Source organism: Streptomyces sp. ISL-98 (genome assembly GCF_018614055.1).
Taxonomy (GTDB): Bacteria; Actinomycetota; Actinomycetes; order Streptomycetales; family Streptomycetaceae; genus Streptomyces; species Streptomyces spiramyceticus.
In genome coordinates, this window is the sequence record NZ_JAGGPB010000055.1 from 21,586 (window position 1) to 37,206 (window position 15,621).

At 69.0% G+C, this 15,621-nt stretch carries 15 protein-coding genes; 8 read left to right on the plus strand and 7 right to left on the minus strand.

Going from position 1 to position 15,621, the window contains the following annotated elements; genetic code table 11:
• Window positions 1–61: 61 nt before the first annotated feature.
• Window positions 62–661 carry a TetR/AcrR family transcriptional regulator gene (locus tag J7I98_RS31490; RefSeq protein ID WP_214928460.1) on the minus strand — a complete coding sequence of 200 codons (600 nt, stop codon included), beginning with the start codon at window positions 659–661 and terminating at the stop codon, window positions 62–64.
• Window positions 661–1,323, minus strand: a complete 663-nt coding sequence (locus J7I98_RS31495; RefSeq protein WP_214928461.1) for a hemolysin III family protein — start codon at window positions 1,321–1,323, stop codon at window positions 661–663. Before J7I98_RS31495 ends, J7I98_RS31490 begins: the two co-directional genes overlap by 1 nt.
• A gap of 221 nt (window positions 1,324–1,544) precedes the next feature.
• Here J7I98_RS31495 and J7I98_RS31500 point away from each other — a divergent pair, with 221 nt between their 5' ends.
• Window positions 1,545–3,368 (plus strand): phosphoenolpyruvate carboxykinase (GTP), encoded by a 1,824-nt coding sequence (locus J7I98_RS31500; RefSeq protein WP_214928462.1) that lies wholly within the window; start codon window positions 1,545–1,547, stop codon window positions 3,366–3,368.
• A 414-nt stretch (window positions 3,369–3,782) separates the two neighbouring features.
• On the opposite strand, the gene J7I98_RS31505 is transcribed toward J7I98_RS31500, so the two are convergent.
• The 3 genes from J7I98_RS31505 to J7I98_RS31515 form a co-directional block, all read right to left on the minus strand.
• Window positions 3,783–4,172: a hypothetical protein gene (locus J7I98_RS31505; RefSeq protein WP_214928463.1), complete on the minus strand. Its 390-nt coding sequence runs from the start codon at window positions 4,170–4,172 to the stop codon at window positions 3,783–3,785.
• A gap of 85 nt (window positions 4,173–4,257) precedes the next feature.
• Window positions 4,258–5,469 (minus strand): pyridoxal phosphate-dependent aminotransferase, encoded by a 1,212-nt coding sequence (locus J7I98_RS31510; RefSeq protein WP_214928464.1) that lies wholly within the window; start codon window positions 5,467–5,469, stop codon window positions 4,258–4,260.
• A gap of 82 nt (window positions 5,470–5,551) precedes the next feature.
• Window positions 5,552–5,770 (minus strand): alkylphosphonate utilization protein, encoded by a 219-nt coding sequence (locus J7I98_RS31515; RefSeq protein ID WP_214928465.1) that lies wholly within the window; start codon window positions 5,768–5,770, stop codon window positions 5,552–5,554.
• 96 nt (window positions 5,771–5,866) lie between these two features.
• Between J7I98_RS31515 and J7I98_RS31520 the strand changes: the two genes are divergently transcribed.
• From J7I98_RS31520 to J7I98_RS31545, 6 genes are all read left to right on the plus strand, one after another.
• Window positions 5,867–6,337 carry a hypothetical protein gene (locus J7I98_RS31520; RefSeq protein ID WP_214928466.1) on the plus strand — a complete coding sequence of 157 codons (471 nt, stop codon included), beginning with the start codon at window positions 5,867–5,869 and terminating at the stop codon, window positions 6,335–6,337.
• Window positions 6,334–8,415, plus strand: coding sequence for a bifunctional polysaccharide deacetylase/glycosyltransferase family 2 protein (locus J7I98_RS31525; protein ID WP_308378009.1), 2,082 nt, complete (start codon window positions 6,334–6,336; stop codon window positions 8,413–8,415). Before J7I98_RS31520 ends, J7I98_RS31525 begins: the two co-directional genes overlap by 4 nt.
• A 69-nt stretch (window positions 8,416–8,484) precedes the next feature.
• Entirely contained in the window at window positions 8,485–9,681 is a 1,197-nt protein-coding gene (locus J7I98_RS31530) for a low temperature requirement protein A (protein WP_308378010.1), read from the plus strand.
• A complete protein-coding gene (locus J7I98_RS31535) occupies window positions 9,678–10,034 on the plus strand; it encodes a hypothetical protein (RefSeq protein ID WP_214928467.1) in 357 nt (118 codons plus the stop codon). Before J7I98_RS31530 ends, J7I98_RS31535 begins: the two co-directional genes overlap by 4 nt.
• Before the next feature lie 127 nt (window positions 10,035–10,161).
• Window positions 10,162–10,998, plus strand: coding sequence for a serine protease (locus J7I98_RS31540; protein ID WP_214928468.1), 837 nt, complete (start codon window positions 10,162–10,164; stop codon window positions 10,996–10,998).
• Between the two features lie 169 nt (window positions 10,999–11,167).
• The gene (locus J7I98_RS31545) at window positions 11,168–12,379 is read left to right on the plus strand and encodes a triacylglycerol lipase (RefSeq protein ID WP_214928469.1); all 1,212 of its coding nucleotides are present in this window, start codon (window positions 11,168–11,170) and stop codon (window positions 12,377–12,379) included.
• Window positions 12,380–12,468: 89 nt separating this feature from the next.
• Here J7I98_RS31545 and J7I98_RS31550 read toward each other — a convergent pair whose 3' ends face one another.
• The gene (locus J7I98_RS31550) at window positions 12,469–13,983 is read right to left on the minus strand and encodes a carboxylesterase/lipase family protein (protein WP_214928470.1); all 1,515 of its coding nucleotides are present in this window, start codon (window positions 13,981–13,983) and stop codon (window positions 12,469–12,471) included.
• A 104-nt stretch (window positions 13,984–14,087) separates the two neighbouring features.
• Window positions 14,088–14,747 (minus strand): MSMEG_1061 family FMN-dependent PPOX-type flavoprotein, encoded by a 660-nt coding sequence (locus J7I98_RS31555; protein ID WP_214928471.1) that lies wholly within the window; start codon window positions 14,745–14,747, stop codon window positions 14,088–14,090.
• Between the two features lie 197 nt (window positions 14,748–14,944).
• Between J7I98_RS31555 and J7I98_RS31560 the strand changes: the two genes are divergently transcribed.
• Window positions 14,945–15,562 (plus strand): FxLYD domain-containing protein, encoded by a 618-nt coding sequence (locus J7I98_RS31560; protein ID WP_214928472.1) that lies wholly within the window; start codon window positions 14,945–14,947, stop codon window positions 15,560–15,562.
• Window positions 15,563–15,621: the final 59 nt, after the last annotated feature.

The following is a 15,621-nucleotide window of genomic DNA, read 5'->3' on the forward strand; positions in this document are numbered from 1 at the left end:
CGCGCCCGTTCCGTACGCGCCTGTTCCGTACGCGCCCGTTCCGTACGCGCACAGGCACCGCTCAGAGCGTGAAGTCGCCCTTCAAGGTGTCCAGCGCCCGGTCGACCAGCGCGATCAGGTCGTCCTGCCGGCCGCCCTCGGCCCAGTACACGCCCGTCTCCATCACGGCGGCGACGACGCTCATCGACAGGACCCGTACTTCGAGGTCGTCGGCCTGGCGGCCCGTCCGTTCGGCCACCACCCCGCAGAGCATGCGCCCGGTGACGGACATGCTCTGCATCATCCGGGCGCGTACGGCGGGCACTTCGACCATCAGCTTCGTGCGCAGCAGCATCTCGTCGGGCTCGGCGTCGAGGGCGTGCCGCAGAGCCTGCTTGATCACGGTCCGCAGGGACTCGATGAGCGGCTCGTCGGCGGGCCTGGAGCGCAGCGCCGCTTCCACCTGCGGGTCGTACTCGTCGGTGAGGACGATGTCTTCCTTGGACGGGAAGTACCGGACGACCGTGGAGGGGGAGACTTCGGCGGCCTCCGCGATCTGCTCGATGGTCGTGGCGCCGTACCCCTGTTCGGAGATCAGTCGGTACGTCGCGTTGCGGATCGCGATCCGCGTCTTGAGCTTCTTGCGCTCGCGCAGGCCGGGGCGGGCGCCGGGGCCGGTCATCAGGCCTGGTAGGCGACGAGCGAGATGCCGACGTAATGCGCGACGAACGCGGCCAGCGTCAGCGAGTGGAACACCTCGTGGAATCCGAACCAGCGGGGCGACGGGTTGGGGCGCTTGAGGCCGTAGATCACGCCGCCGGCGCTGTAGAGCAGACCGCCCACGATGACCAGGACGAGCACGGCGATTCCGCCTGCCCGCATGAAGTCGGGAAGGAAGAAGACGGCCGCCCAGCCCATCGCGATGTAACAAGGGGTGTAGAGCCAGCGCGGGGCGCCGACCCAGAAGACCCGGAAGGCGATGCCCGCGAGCGCTGCCCCCCAGACCGCCCACAGGAGCGTGCGGCCGGTGGAGTCGGGGAGCAGGAGCATCGTGAGGGGTGTGTAAGTGCCCGCGATGATGAGAAAGATATTCGCGTGGTCGAGTCTGCGCAGGATGGCTTCGCCGCGCGGACCCCAGGTCCCGCGGTGGTAGATCGCGCTGATGCCGAAGAGCAGACAGGCAGTCAGGATGTAGATCGCGCAGGCCACACGGGCGCGGGTGGAGTCCGCAAGGGCGATGAGCACCAGCCCGGCGACGACCACGGCGGGGAACATGCCGGCGTGCAGCCAGCCGCGCAGCTTCGGCTTGACCTGGCTGGAGAGGTCGGTCTCGGCGGTCGTCATGACGGCAATCCTAGCTACGCCACCGTAGGTTACGCGCCGGTACCCCGTATTGAGTGGTGATGCTCACATGAGAGGTCCTCTGGACATATGGGCGCGCGGCACGGATCATCAGATGAGTGCGGTCGGCACCGGATGAGCGCCAAAGAATCAACGCCGTAAAGCGTCCGGGTCGAGGCCCCCAAGGGGCATACATCTAAAAAACCCCTCATTTAGGAGCAACCGTGGCGCGCGACAACGCGGCTCCCACCACCCTTCCGACGAACCACCAGGAGCTGATCTCCTGGGTCGACGAGATCGCAGCCCTCACCGAGCCCGCCCAGGTCGTCTGGTGCGACGGCTCGGAGGCCGAGTACGAGCGCCTCGCCGAGGAGCTCGTGGCCAAGGGCACGTTCAAGAAGCTGGACCCGGTCAAGCGCCCGAACTCGTACTACGCCGCCTCCGACCCGAGCGACGTCGCCCGCGTCGAGGACCGCACCTTCATCTGCTCCGAGAAGGAAGAGGACGCGGGCCCCACGAACCACTGGAAGGCTCCCGCCGAGATGCGCGAGATCTTCTCGGGCGAGAAGGGTGTCTTCCGCGGCTCGATGCGCGGCCGCACGATGTACGTCGTCCCGTTCTGCATGGGCCCTGTCGGCTCGCCGCTCTCCGCCATCGGCGTCGAGATCACGGACTCCGCGTACGTCGCCGTCTCGATGCGCACCATGACCCGCATGGGCCAGGCCGTCCTCGACGAGCTCGGCACCGACGGCTTCTTCGTCAAGGCCGTCCACACCCTCGGCGCCCCGCTCGCCGAGGGCGAGGCCGACGTGCCGTGGCCGTGCAACTCCACGAAGTACATCTCGCACTTCCCCGAGGACCGCGAGATCTGGTCGTACGGCTCGGGCTACGGCGGCAACGCCCTGCTCGGCAAGAAGTGCTACGCCCTGCGCATCGCGTCCGTCATGGCGCGCGACGAGGGCTGGCTGGCCGAGCACATGCTGATCCTCAAGCTGACGCCGCCGAGGGGCGAGTCGAAGTACGTCGCCGCGGCCTTCCCGTCCGCCTGCGGCAAGACCAACCTCGCCATGCTGGAGCCCACGATCTCCGGCTGGACCGTCGAGACCATCGGTGACGACATCGCCTGGATGCGGTTCGGCGAGGACGGCCGGCTGTACGCGATCAACCCCGAGGCCGGCTTCTTCGGCGTCGCGCCCGGCACCGGCGAGCACACCAACGCCAACGCCATGAAGACCATGTGGGGCAACTCCGTCTTCACGAACGTCGCGCTCACCGACGACAACGACGTGTGGTGGGAGGGCATGACCGAGGAGGCGCCCGCGCACCTCACGGACTGGAAGGGCAACGACTGGACCCCCGAGTCCGGCACCCCCGCCGCCCACCCCAACGCCCGCTTCACCGTCCCGGCCGGGCAGTGCCCGATCATCGCGCCCGAGTGGGAGGACCCCAAGGGCGTCCCGATCTCGGCGATCCTCTTCGGCGGCCGCCGCGCCACGGCCGTGCCGCTGGTGACCGAGTCCTTCGACTGGCAGCACGGTGTCTTCCTCGGCGCGAACGTCGCGTCGGAGAAGACCGCCGCCGCCGAGGGCAAGGTCGGCGAGCTGCGCCGCGACCCGTTCGCCATGCTGCCGTTCTGCGGCTACAACATGGGCGACTACATGGGCCACTGGGTCAAGGTCGGTGCCAACGCGGACGCTGCGAAGCTCCCGAAGATCTACTACGTGAACTGGTTCCGCAAGAACGACGCGGGCAAGTTCGTGTGGCCCGGCTTCGGTGAGAACAGCCGCGTGCTCAAGTGGATCGTGGAGCGCCTTGAGGGCAAGGCCGAGGGCGTCGAGACGCCGATCGGCATCCTGCCGGCGAAGGGCGCGCTGGACACGGAGGGCCTGGACCTGCCGGAGTCCGACCTGGACTTCCTGCTCTCCGTCGACAAGGAGGTCTGGCGCGAAGAGGCCGCGCTGATCCCCGAGCACCTCAACACCTTCGGCGACCACGCCCCGAAGGAGCTGTGGGACGAGTACCGCGCGCTGGTCGAGCGCCTGGGCTGATCCCCGGCTCACCAAGAGCCCCGCGGCCGGGCCTTCCTGACATCCGCCCTGACCTGTGGGGTCACGGGCCCGCCGCGGCAGAGCCCCCCGAAGCCCCCTCACGGTTTCGGGGGGCTGCTCCATTTTGTAATTCAGCCCCTTGGGGGTCCCCCCGGACGAAGTCTGGGGGAGTTTGAGGAGCGGGGTCTGGGGCGGAGCCCCCACGCGGCGGCAGCCGCGAAATGTCACAGCCGGGAAGAATGGGGTCTCCCCTGCTCGAACGAAGTTGAGAGCTTGGGGAAGGGCAGGGGAACTGCGCCGCAGGCAGCCGCACCGCACACGCACCCGCACCGCACACGCACCCGCCCCACGCGCACAGACACGCAGTGAATGGCACCCGGTTCGTGGGCCTCTGCGGCCTACGAACCGGGGCCGTCAGTGGGCGCCGACCAGATCGAGGTCGGCGAGCGCAGCCGCATGCGCGTCCATCCGCTCGGCGGCGAGAATCGCGGCCGCGGTGTCCGCGCGCGACGCGGCCACGACGAGCGCGCGGCCCGCCAACTCGTGCGCGCGGCGGTGGAGCGCGGCCGGGGCCGCGTGGGTGAGACCGGCGTGCCGGGCCGGCGGGGCTCCGCGCAGCCTGGCCACCTCGGTGGCGATGCGCTCGGCCGCGGCGTCGAGGCCGAGCTCGTCGGTCACGGCGAGGAGCGCCGCGAGATGCCCGGCGAGCTGGATGTCCAGCTCTTCCTCACGGCTGCGGTGCGGGAAGTCGGCCTGGTCGACGGCCATGCGATGGACCGACTTGCTGCGGATCGGCTCGTACATGGGAAGGCCTCCTGCCAGGGTCAGGACACCAGCCTACATTAGATTCTGTCTAAAGTTGAGCCGAGTCGGGGCGAGTCCGTGAGCGCTACGGCTGCCCGTACCCGTCCAGGAAGCGCCCGATCCGCGTCACCGCATCCGCCAGATCCTTCGCCGCCGGCAGCGTCACGATCCGGAAGTGATCGGGCTCCGGCCAGTTGAAACCGCTGCCGTGCACGACCATGATCTTCTCCGCCCTCAGCAGGTCGAGGACCATCTCCCGGTCGTCCTTGATCTTGTAGACCTTCGGGTCGAGACGCGGGAAGAGATACAGCGCACCCTTCGGCTTCACGCACGTCACGCCCGGAATCTGGGTCAGCAGCTCGTACGCCGTGTTCCGCTGCTCCAGGATCCGCCCGCCCGGCAGCACCAGGTCCTCGATCGACTGCCGCCCGCCGAGCGCCGTCGCCACCGCGTGCTGCGCCGGCATATTGGCGCACAGCCGCATATTGGCGAGGATCGTCAGCCCCTCGATGTACGAGGAGGCGTGCGCCTTCGGACCGCAGACGGCCAGCCAGCCGGACCGGTATCCCGCGATGCGGTAATTCTTCGAAAGCCCGTTGAAGGTGAGCGTCAGCAGGTCGGGCGCGACGGCCGCGGTCGGCGTGTGCGTCGCGCCGTCGTACAGAATCCGGTCGTAGATCTCGTCGGAGCAGACGACGAGATTGTGGCGCCGGGCGATCTCCGTCAGACCGCGCAGCATCTCGTCGTCGTACACCGCACCCGTCGGATTGTTCGGGTTGATGATGACGAGGGCCTTGGTGCGGTCCGTGATCTTGCGCTCGATGTCGGCGAGGTCCGGCATCCAGTCGGCCTGCTCGTCGCACCGGTAGTGCACGGCGGTGCCGCCCGCCAGCGAGACCGACGCGGTCCACAGCGGATAGTCCGGCGCCGGTACGAGCACCTCGTCGCCGTCGTCGAGCAGCGCCTGCATCGACATCTGGATCAGCTCGGAGACGCCGTTGCCGAGGTAGATGTCCTCGACGTCCAGGTCGATGCCCTTGGTCTGGTAGTGCTGCATGACCGCGCGCCGCGCCGCCAGGAGCCCCTTTGCGTCGCCGTAGCCGTGCGCGCCCGCGAGATTGCGGAGGATGTCCTCCAGAATCTCGGGCGGGCACTCGAAACCGAAGGCCGCCGGGTTGCCGGTGTTGAGCTTGAGGATGCGGTGACCCGCCGCTTCGAGCCGCATCGCCTCCTCGAGCACGGGGCCGCGGATTTCGTAACAGACGTTTGCGAGCTTCGTCGACTGGATCACCTGCATGACGGCAACCTTACGGGCGCGTAACGGGACACGCTCCGTGTTTTTGGCCACGTGGGTGTCAGGCCGGGTGTCAGTCCTTGTCTCAAGCCTTCTTCAGAAATGCGGTCTTGAGGACGAGGCCCTTGACCTTCTTCGTGTTGCATTCGATCTCGTCGGGCTTACCGGTAAGGCGGATGTTTTTTACCAACGTTCCGCGTTTCAGGGTCTCCGAAGTGCCTTTTACCTTCAAATCCTTGATCAGGGTTACGGAATCACCGTCCGTCAGAAGGGTGCCGTTGCTGTCTTTCGTCTCGCTGCTCATGGTGTGAAAGGTTATTGCATCGGCCCGTGCGGCCGGTATGTCCCATTATCGGTCTCAGCTACTCCCGGCGCCCCGAAGTCCTTACAATCCGCGCCCATGAGCCACCAGGACAACGCGGTCTTCGCAGACGCGTCGGGGCGGCGCAACCGCCTCATGAAATACGTGGCCGTGCTGATCGGCGTCGGCTGCGTCGGATTCGTCGCGGTCGTCGTCGTCGGGCTGTTCGGTGCGGCGCCTTCCGGCGGCCCGCTGCCCTGGGGCGACGGGCGCAAGGCCGACCCGCCCGCACAGGCCGAACGCTCCCCGTCACCCACCGTCCCGGCCCCAGGCGCCGCCGAAAGCGCCGGTCCGGCCTCCTCCGCGGTCCCGGCCGCCGCCTCGTCCTCCTCGGGTGCGTCGTCCCCCGGCGCCCCCGCGAGCTCCGCCGCCCCCGCGTCGAAGACCTCGCCCGCCGCCCCCGCCCCCGAAGCCTCCGCCGCCCCCAGCGACAAGGGCCACACCGGTGACACCCCCGGACGTGGCACCCCCGCCGCCCCCGACGCCCCCGGCAAGGGCCACGACAGGTGACCCGGCACGCCGTCCGCCGCGACCCGCGCGCCCACTGGCTGCTGCTCTCCCTCACCATGGCCGTCGTCGCCACCGCGCTCGTCTTCAGCGGATACGGGCGCCACGAGATAGCCCCGACGGCCGCCCCCTCGCCGGCGCACACGAAACAGTGCGAGCGGGCCCCCGCCGGGCTCCTCGAAGGCGGCCCGGTCGTACGCCTCGACGAGAAGACCGGCGGCGTACTGGCCACACGCCCCCTCCCCGGCAACGTCGCCCTCACCTACGACGGTGGCCCCGACCCCGCCTGGACCCCGCGCCTCCTGGACGTACTGCGAAAGCACGGCGCCAAGGCCACGTTCTTCCTCACCGGAAGCCAGGCCGCCGCCCACCCCGCTCTCGTACGCCGCATCGCCGACGAGGGCCACGAGATCGGCTCGCACACGTACACCGACGCCAATCTGGCCGGTCTCTCCACGCCCCGCACCCGCCTGGAACTCGCCCTCACCCAGAACTCCCTCGCGGGCACAGCCGGCATCGGCACCCACCTCCTGCGCCTCCCGCACACCACGACGACGGCGGCGCTCTGCGACGACCAGTGGCAGGCGGCCCGCAAGGCCGTCGCCGACGGGTACGTCGTCGTCGCGTCCGACGGGAAGTCGGTACGGCAGCTGACCGGATCGCCCGCCGCCGTACGGGAGACCGGGAAGCTCCTCGAAGGGGCGGACCCCGAGAGCCGGTACACCACGCTCAGCACAGGCCTCGGCGGCCGGCAGTCGGCCACCTACCCCGTCACCGCCCTCGCCGAGTGGAGGGGCACAGCCGTCGTATGGGCGCAGAGCGCGTCACGTGCCTTCGCCGACGCCATGACCTGGCTGCTGGTCGTCGCGGGCGCGATCACCGTGCTGCGCCTGGTCATGCTCTTCACCGTCGCCCGTGTCCACGTACGCCGCACCCGGGCCAAGCGCAACCGCGGCCGGGGCAGGGCCGCCCCGCGGCCGGCCCCGCTGACCGACCCGGTGTCCGTCATCGTCCCGGCGTACAACGAAGAGGCGGGCATCGAGGCGACCATCCGCTCGCTCCTGGCCTCCACCCACGAGTACGTGCAGATCATCGTCGTCGACGACGGTTCGACCGACCGGACCTTCGCGATCGCCGACGCCGTCGACGACCGGCGCGTGATGGTCGTGCGCCAGCCCAACGCCGGCAAGGCCAGTGCCCTCAACACGGGCCTCGCCTGGGCCCACTTCGACATCATCGTGATGATCGACGGCGACACGGTCTTCGAACCGGACGCGATCAGGAACCTGATCCAGCCGCTGTCCGACCCGCGCGTGGGCGCCGTCAGCGGCAATACCAAGGTCGGCAACAGGCAGGGTGTGCTGGGCCGTTGGCAGCACCTCGAATACGTCATCGGCTTCAACCTCGACCGCCGCATGTACGACGTACTCGAATGCATGCCGACCGTCCCCGGCGCGATTGGCGCCTTCCGCCGCGAGGCGCTCACCGGTGTCGGCGGCGTCAGCGACGACACCCTCGCCGAGGACACCGACCTCACCATGGCGCTCTGCCGGGCGGGCTGGCGCGTCGTCTACGAACAGTCGGCCGTCGCCTGGACCGAGGCGCCTTCGACGGTCCGCCAGCTCTGGAAGCAGCGCTACCGCTGGTGCTACGGCACGCTCCAGGCGATGTGGAAGCACCGGGGCTCGCTCGTCGAACGCGGCCCGGCGGGCAAGCTGGGCAGGCGCGGCCTGACGTACCTCGCCGTCTTCCAGACCGTACTGCCGCTGCTCGCACCGCTGGTGGACGTTTTCGCGCTGTACGGGCTGCTGTTCCAGGGGGCCGGGCAGGCGCTCGCCGTGTGGACCGGCTTCACGGCGGTGCAGGTCTTCAGCGCGGTGTACGCACTGCGCCTGGACCGGGAGAAATTCGAACCCCTCTGGACCCTTCCGCTCCAGATCTTCGTCTACCGGCAGTTGATGTACCTGGTGGTCGTCCAGTCGGTGGTGACGGCACTCCTCGGCAACCGCCTGGGCTGGCAGCGCATGCAGCGCACGGGCACGGCGACGGAAACGCTGGACCGGCAGCCGGTCCGCGGATAAGGATTGGGCCGTTCAAACGTCAAATGGCGGTCATGGCACCGCAGTTGTCAGGAACCTTGAGGAGAGCGAGTGGCCACAGGCAGTGAACGTTCCCGGATGATCGCCGCGGAGGACGGGCACAGGGTGACGCCTGCCGAGCTGTTCTTCGACTTGGTGTTCGTGTACGCGATCACGCAGGTCACCGCACTGATGGCGGCCGACGCGACGCCGCTGCGGGTGCTCGGCGGGATGGTCGTGCTCGCGCTCCTGTGGTGGTGCTGGTGCTGCTTCGCCTGGCTGGGCAATGTGGTGCGCGCCGACTCGGGAGCGCTGTTCGCCGTACTGGTCGCGGTAATGGCCGTGATGCTGGTGGTCTCGCTCACCGTCCCCGAGGTCTTCTCCGACCTGCCCGGCGGCCTGCCCTCGCCACTGGTGTTCGTACTCTGCTACGGCGCGGTCCGGCTGCTGCACCTGGTCTCGTACCGCATCGCCCACCCCGACGACCGGATACTGCACGCCACGCTGCGCCGGACCGCACTGCTGTCGGTGGGGCCGCCGTTCGTCCTGCTGCTGATCGGCAGCGCCCTCACCGGCGTCGGGCAGGTGCTGGTGTGGCTCGGCGCGGTCGTGATCGATTACGTCGGCATCTACGTCACCGGGGCCTCGGGCTGGCGTATCGCCTCGCCGGGGCACTTCGCCGAGCGCTACGGCCTGATCGTGATCATCGCCCTGGGTGAATCGATCGTCGCGATCGGCGTGGGGGTGTCCGGCTACCCGGTCACCGCTGTGGTGCTGGCAGCCGCGGTCGCGGGCCTGTTGGTCGTCACCGGGCTGTGGCGCCTGTACTTCCGGCAGATCAGCGAGGCCGCGGAGCACCGGCTCGCGCCCTTGGAGGGCGATGCCCGCACCCGCCTGGCCCGCGATGTCTACACGTTCCTGCACCTGCCGCTCGTGGCCGGAGTGGTGCTCGCCGCGCTGGGCATGAAGAAGGCTCTCCACCAGATCGCCGACAGCAAGCACTACGCCCTCTCCGAACCGCTGCACGGGGTGGTGGCCTGGGCGCTGACCGGCGGCGTCGGCGTATTCCTCCTCGCGGCCGCGGCAATCCTGCTGCGCACCGGCGCCCGCAGGCCGGTCACCCTGATCGCGGGCGGCCTCGGCTGCCTGGCGGCGGGCGCCGTGGTCGTCCTGATCCCGGCGCTGGTCGCGCTGGCGCTGCTGGCAGCGGCGGTGACGGCAATGGTGCTGCTGCACAGCCGCTCGGCGCGAGTGGACGTGACGCTGTGATCAGCGACGCGGAGTGGCGCCGAATCCGTGGTGAGTTGCGCTTCGGCCAGGTCTTCACCGGCACGGTCGTCAAAGTGCCCAAGCCTGGAGTGATCGGCATCTTCGTGGACATCGGGCTTGACGTGGGCGGCTTCGTCGATGTCGTTCACCTGCCAAGGACAAGGGCCGAGGAGCGGTGGCCGGTCGAAGGAACGGTCACTCGGTTCGAGGTGTGGTGGGCAGCGGACGAGCCGCAACAAATACGCCTGAGGCCGCTGGATCCCGCCTACCGGTGCGACGACTTCGCCGAGCACGTGGAGCGCTGGCGGCCAGGGTGGCCCGAGCAGGTCGGGCAGATCGTCGAACCGCAATAGCCTGGAACGGCTGCGCTCCAGGGGTCTTGTCCGCCGCACCGAATCCCCCAACAATGCCCATGACAAACCGAGCGCAACTCCGGTTGCGCAACATCGGTCACAGAGGCAACAAAGAGGGGACCCCCACATGAAGAAGCCTCTCGTCGGCGCGCTCTTCGCCCTCCTGCTCCTCGGAGCGGGAGCGGCGCCCGCAGCCGCGGAGACTCTCCACAAGCCCCAACCGGCCGCCAAGGCGGTCGACTTCGCCGGAACGGTGGCGCTCAGCAACTGTTCCGGCTCTGTTGTACGTACGCCCGATTCCCAGCCGGACGACCCCGCGCTCGTCCTGTCCAACGGCCACTGCCTGGAGACCGGCTTCCCCGGCCCGGGCGAGGTCATCGTCGACCAGCCCTCCTCCCGTACCTTCAGCCTGCTCAACTCCTCCGGCAGCAAGGTCGCGACGCTGCGCGCAAGCAAGATCGCGTACGCGACGATGACCGACACCGATGCCTCGCTGTACGAACTCACCACCACGTACGCCCAGATACAGAACAGCTACGGCATCAAGGCGCTGGAGCTGAACGCCGCCCGCCCGGCGCAGGGCACGGCCATCAAGGTCGTCTCCGGCTACTGGAAGCGGATCTACAGCTGCAGCATCGACGGCTTCGCGTACCGCCTCAAGGAAGGCGCGTGGACCTGGAAGGACTCGGTCCGCTACACCTCCGCCTGCAAGACCATCGGCGGCACCTCGGGCTCGCCCGTGATCGACACCGCCACGGGCAAGGTCGTCGCCGTGAACAACACGGGCAACGAGGACGGTGCGCGCTGCACGGACAACAACCCGTGCGAGGTCGACGAGAGCGGAAACGTCACCGTGCGCAAGGGCATCAATTACGCCCAGCAGACGTACGGCTTCGTCGCGTGCATCGGCACCGGGAACAAGATCGACCTGACCCGCCCCGGCTGCGTACTTCCCAAGCCGTAGGCGTGTGACGCGGCGCCGCCGGGGTACCGGCGGCGCCGTGACCGGCCGGTCCGGTATCGGCCAACTTCGAGGCATTGCTCCCGCACACACCCGGGGGCGGCCGTTCGGCGGGTTAGGTTCGCGGCAGCGTGACGGTCACTCCGTTCCATGTACGTGAGAAGGGTGTGTCATGAGCGAACTGCCTGTTCAGACGTGGGGTTTGTGGGATCGCGAGGGTGCTGCGACCGTGCCGGCCGCTCCCGCCCCCGACGCCGAATGGATCTTCCCGGCCGAGCGCACCAGACTGGGCGGCTTCGCGCGGGTGTACTACGCGAAGAACCGTACGCGGCTGGAGAAGCCGGTGATCATCTCGGACGGGTTCAACTCCGGCCGGTCCGACATGGACGAGTTCTGGGACGGACTGAACAACAAGAACTACCCGTTCGCGACCGAGCTCTCCCAGCGCGGCTACGACCTGATCCTCCTCGGCTACGAAGAGCGCTCCGCGCCGCTCCTCGACAACGCCAAGGTCGCGCGGGCCTGCATCCTCAAGGCCATCGCCGAGCGCTCCGGCACCGCGACGCTGACGGTCGGCGGCTTCAGCATGGGCGGACTCATCACCCGCTACGCGCTCGCCAGAATGGAGTTCGACCGCGTCGACCACGAGGCGTCGCTGTACTTCAGCTACGACACCCCGCACCGCGGCGCATGGATCCCCGTCTCCCTCCAGGCGCTCGCCCACTTCATGACCGGCATCCCGAAGCTGAGCAGGCAGATCAACAGCCCCGCCTCGCGGGAACTGCTGTGGCGGCACATATCGACCGTGGACGGCACACCGGCAGAAGACCGGATGCGCCGTGAATTCCGCCTCGCACTGCGCGAGGCGGGGGAGTGGCCGATGATGCCGCACAAGATCGCGGTGGCCAACGGCGACGGCCGTGGCCGAGGTAACGGCGTACCGCCCGGCGTAAAGGCGCTGGAGTGCACGGAGGGCTACTTCACGCCCACCACCCTGCGGAGCCAGACCCCGGACGAGTCGGTCGTCGTCGCCTACCTCAAGGGCCTGCTCCAGGAGAAGGAGGTGGGCGGCGCAGGTCTCCCCGCGCTGGACGGCGCGGCCGGCGGCATGCTGGAGTCGTTCGGCATCGCCGCGCACAACCTGACGAAACCGCTGCTGGGGATGAAGGCGGTGGCGTACCACCCCTCGATCTGCTTCGTACCGACGATCAGCGCGGTCTCGATCCGGGACATCGGTCCGGAGACGCTGCAGGAGCCCGTCGGCATGCTCTCGCAGGACGAGAGCGACCTCGACGAGTTCATGTGCTCGTCCACCAACACCATGCACTCGCAGATGACGCCGGAACTGGGCAGCTGGATCCTGGACCGGCTGCCGGAGAAGTAAGCGGAGGAATAAGCGGCAATTGGACTGGACGCTGGGGCATCGGACGGCGGAAGCGGGCATGTGGCCGCCGCCCGATGCCCCGCCCGACGTCAGGGACGCATCACCGGAAACTCGGCAGAGCTCCACAGCGCACGTACGCCGGCCCGCTCGTCGTAGGCCAGACCGTCGTCGGTGTTCCAGATCTTGACGGGGTTCGTGGCGTCGTCGACCGTCGCCCAGCCCGGGTCGCCGGTGGTGGCGAAGTCGGACCATGCCCGGACCATCGACTGTGACAGCCGGTGGTCCGCGGGGTTGGGCGGGCCGCCGATGAGGAATGCGAGACGCTCGTCGTCGATGTTCCCGAAGGCGAAGGGAATGTCCGCGCAGTGCCAGGCACGTACCGCCGTCGCCCCCTCTGTCCCCGTACGCCGACGGGCGAAGCGCGACATGAACGCGCGGCCGCCGGCCCGGGCATGCTGCTCGGCGAGCCGGTTGCTGTACTCGCCGAACAGCAGGTCGCCGAAGACCGCGAGGTAGACGTCGAGCACCGGGGCGTCGGGCGTGAAGTCGCGGTAGCTGGCGATCAGGCGGTCAGGGAGCCCGAAGTCCTTTGCGAACTGCGCGAGTTGCTCCTCCGTCGTCACCTTGGCGCTGCTGCCGACGGCATCGAGCAGCCAGTACTCCTCGGTGGTGTGGCACACCAGCAGATCCACACCGGCGGCGGCACCGGCGGCCACGCCCGCGAGCGGGTCATGGGGGAGAACATCGCCGTCGACCACCGGGGCGTAGATCACGGGGTCGTAGTGGCGGTTACCGGACCCGGGGTCCTTGCGGTACCTGTCGACCACCTGGTCGGAGGCGCGGACCAGCGCCTGCGGGGTCGCGGCAGCCAACCCCTCGGCGGTGGCGGGGCAGCCCGCCGCTGCGGCGACTTCGCGGGTGGTCGCGTCGGCGAGTCCGGGCGAGTAGCAGGGCCTGGCGACGCTGTGGGCGATGGCGCGGCGGAACAGACCGCGGGCGCGTTCCATCACCATCAGACAGGCGACGGAAGCGGCCCCCGAGGACTGCCCGGCCACCGTGACATTGCCGGGGTCGCCACCGAAGGCAGCGATGTTGTCGCGTACCCAGCGCAGGGCGGCGACCTGGTCGAGCAGTCCCCGGTTATCCGGGAAGGAGGTTCCGCCGACGGGTATACGGCCGAATCCCTCGAACCCCAGCCGGTAGTTGAGCGTGACGACGACGAGCCCGGCGCGGGCGAGCGCGGTGCCGTCGAAGTCGGGCTGGGCGGAGGATCCGAAGGTGTAGGCACCGCCGTGGATCCAGACGAGGACAGGCAGGCGCCGCCCATCGGCATCCGGCGTCCAGACATTGACGCTGAGGATGTCCTCGTCACCGGCCGACCAGACCGGCGAGCCCGGCAGCTCGGCCGACTGCGGGGCGATCGGACCGTACCGGCCGCAGTCCCGGACACCGCTCCACGCCGCTGCGGGGCGTGGCTCGCGGAACCGATCGGCGCCGAACGGCGGCGCGGCGTAAGGAATTCCGAGGACGGCGACGACGTCGGGTACGACCGGCCGATGCCCCAGGACCCAACCGCCCTGCGTCTTGAATACGTCGTCGTCCATGAAACGTCCTCCCGGCTTGACCGGTCGTGATCATTCCATCGCCCGCCGCCCCGGCACCAACACCAAGAGCGCACCGATTCACGCACCCTGGATGTCAATCACCCCTACTCGTATCGGTACTTGAGCGAGTCGGCCTCCGCCTGCAGAACGTCCTCAATGCTCAGCTCGGGCATCCGCAACTGGGCAAGAGTCACCTCGGCGGAGCTCGGCTGCGCATCGGCGGGCAGCCACTCCTCGGGCTTCCACGCGGAACTGCGCAGCAGAGCCTTGGGGCAGTGCGGGTAGACCTCTTCGATGTCCACGACCAGCGCGCTGACCGGCGGCTTGCCCACGGCGGTCAACTGCGAGAGCAGCTCCGGCCGAGCGGACACACAGGCACGCCCGTTGACGCGCAGGGTGCTGGTACGCCCCGGAATCATGAACAACAGCCCGACCCGCCCGGTCTCCAGCACGTTCTGCCAGGTGTCGAGCCGCTTGTTGCCGGTGGCGTCCGGTATCGCCAGCGTCCGCTCATCAAGCACGGACACAAACCCGGCGGGCCCGCCGCGCGGAGTGGTGTCGCAGTTCCCCTCGGCATCGGCGCTGGAGATGAACACCAGCGAGGCGCACGCGATGAGCTGCCGCGTCTTGTCGGTCAGGCGGTCCATCTGCTTGCGTACGGCGGCTTCACCGGGCAATTGGTACAGCTCGCGCAGTCCGGCGGCGTCGCGCACGGCATCGGCGCGCAACGCATCGAACAGGGGGCTGGTGCGGCTCTTCGACATGGAGCCAAACCTAGAACATCACTGAACGTCACACCTGGTCGGCGCGGCCTGCGCCTGAGCTCCGCCACACGGGCAGGCTCACTCTTGCCGGTCGGTGTCCGCACCGCTGTGTCACGGATCCGACACGACCGGTGCCGGTCATTCCGGCAGGACGTAACGTGAGCCCGCCTCATCTACGTGCACCCCGGGGGGATTTCATGTCCAACTCGTATCCGCCGCCTCCAGGACAGCAGCCTCCTCCCCAGTGGGGGCAGCAGCCGCCCCAGCAGCCGTGGGGCCAGCAGCCACCGCCCGGCTGGGGCCAACCGCCGCAGAAGAAGACACCCATTGGCTGGATCGTCGCGGGCGCCATAGGCGGAGTGTTCCTGCTGCTCATCGTCCTCGGGCTGGCGGTGGGCGGCGGCGCCGACGGCAAGGCCGATGCGAAGAAGTCGGCCACTCCGACGGCCGACGTGAAGGGGGACCAGCCGCCAACGAAGGACAAGCGTGAGCCGCCCGCCAAGGAGGAGGTGGGGGAGCCCGCGGATGACGACCCGAAGGGCGACGTGCGGATCACGGGATGCGTGGTCGAGCCGACGACGACGTGGCCGGCGGCAGACTTGACGATCACGAACCGCAGCAGCAAGACGAGCAACTACATCATCAGCGTCGAGTTCGTCGATGCGTCCGGCACCCGACTCGGTGAGGGCACGGCCGCGGCGAACAACGTCGCCCCGGGCCAGAAGGTGAAGGAGAAGGCGCAGAGCCTCGACGACACCTCCGGGAAGATCAACTGCAAGGTGCTGAAGGCGACCCGGTACGCCTCCGGCAGCTGACACCCGCCGCCCCCACGGGGGCTGGGGCAGTGGCGGCGGTGTCGCATCGTCCCGCGTGC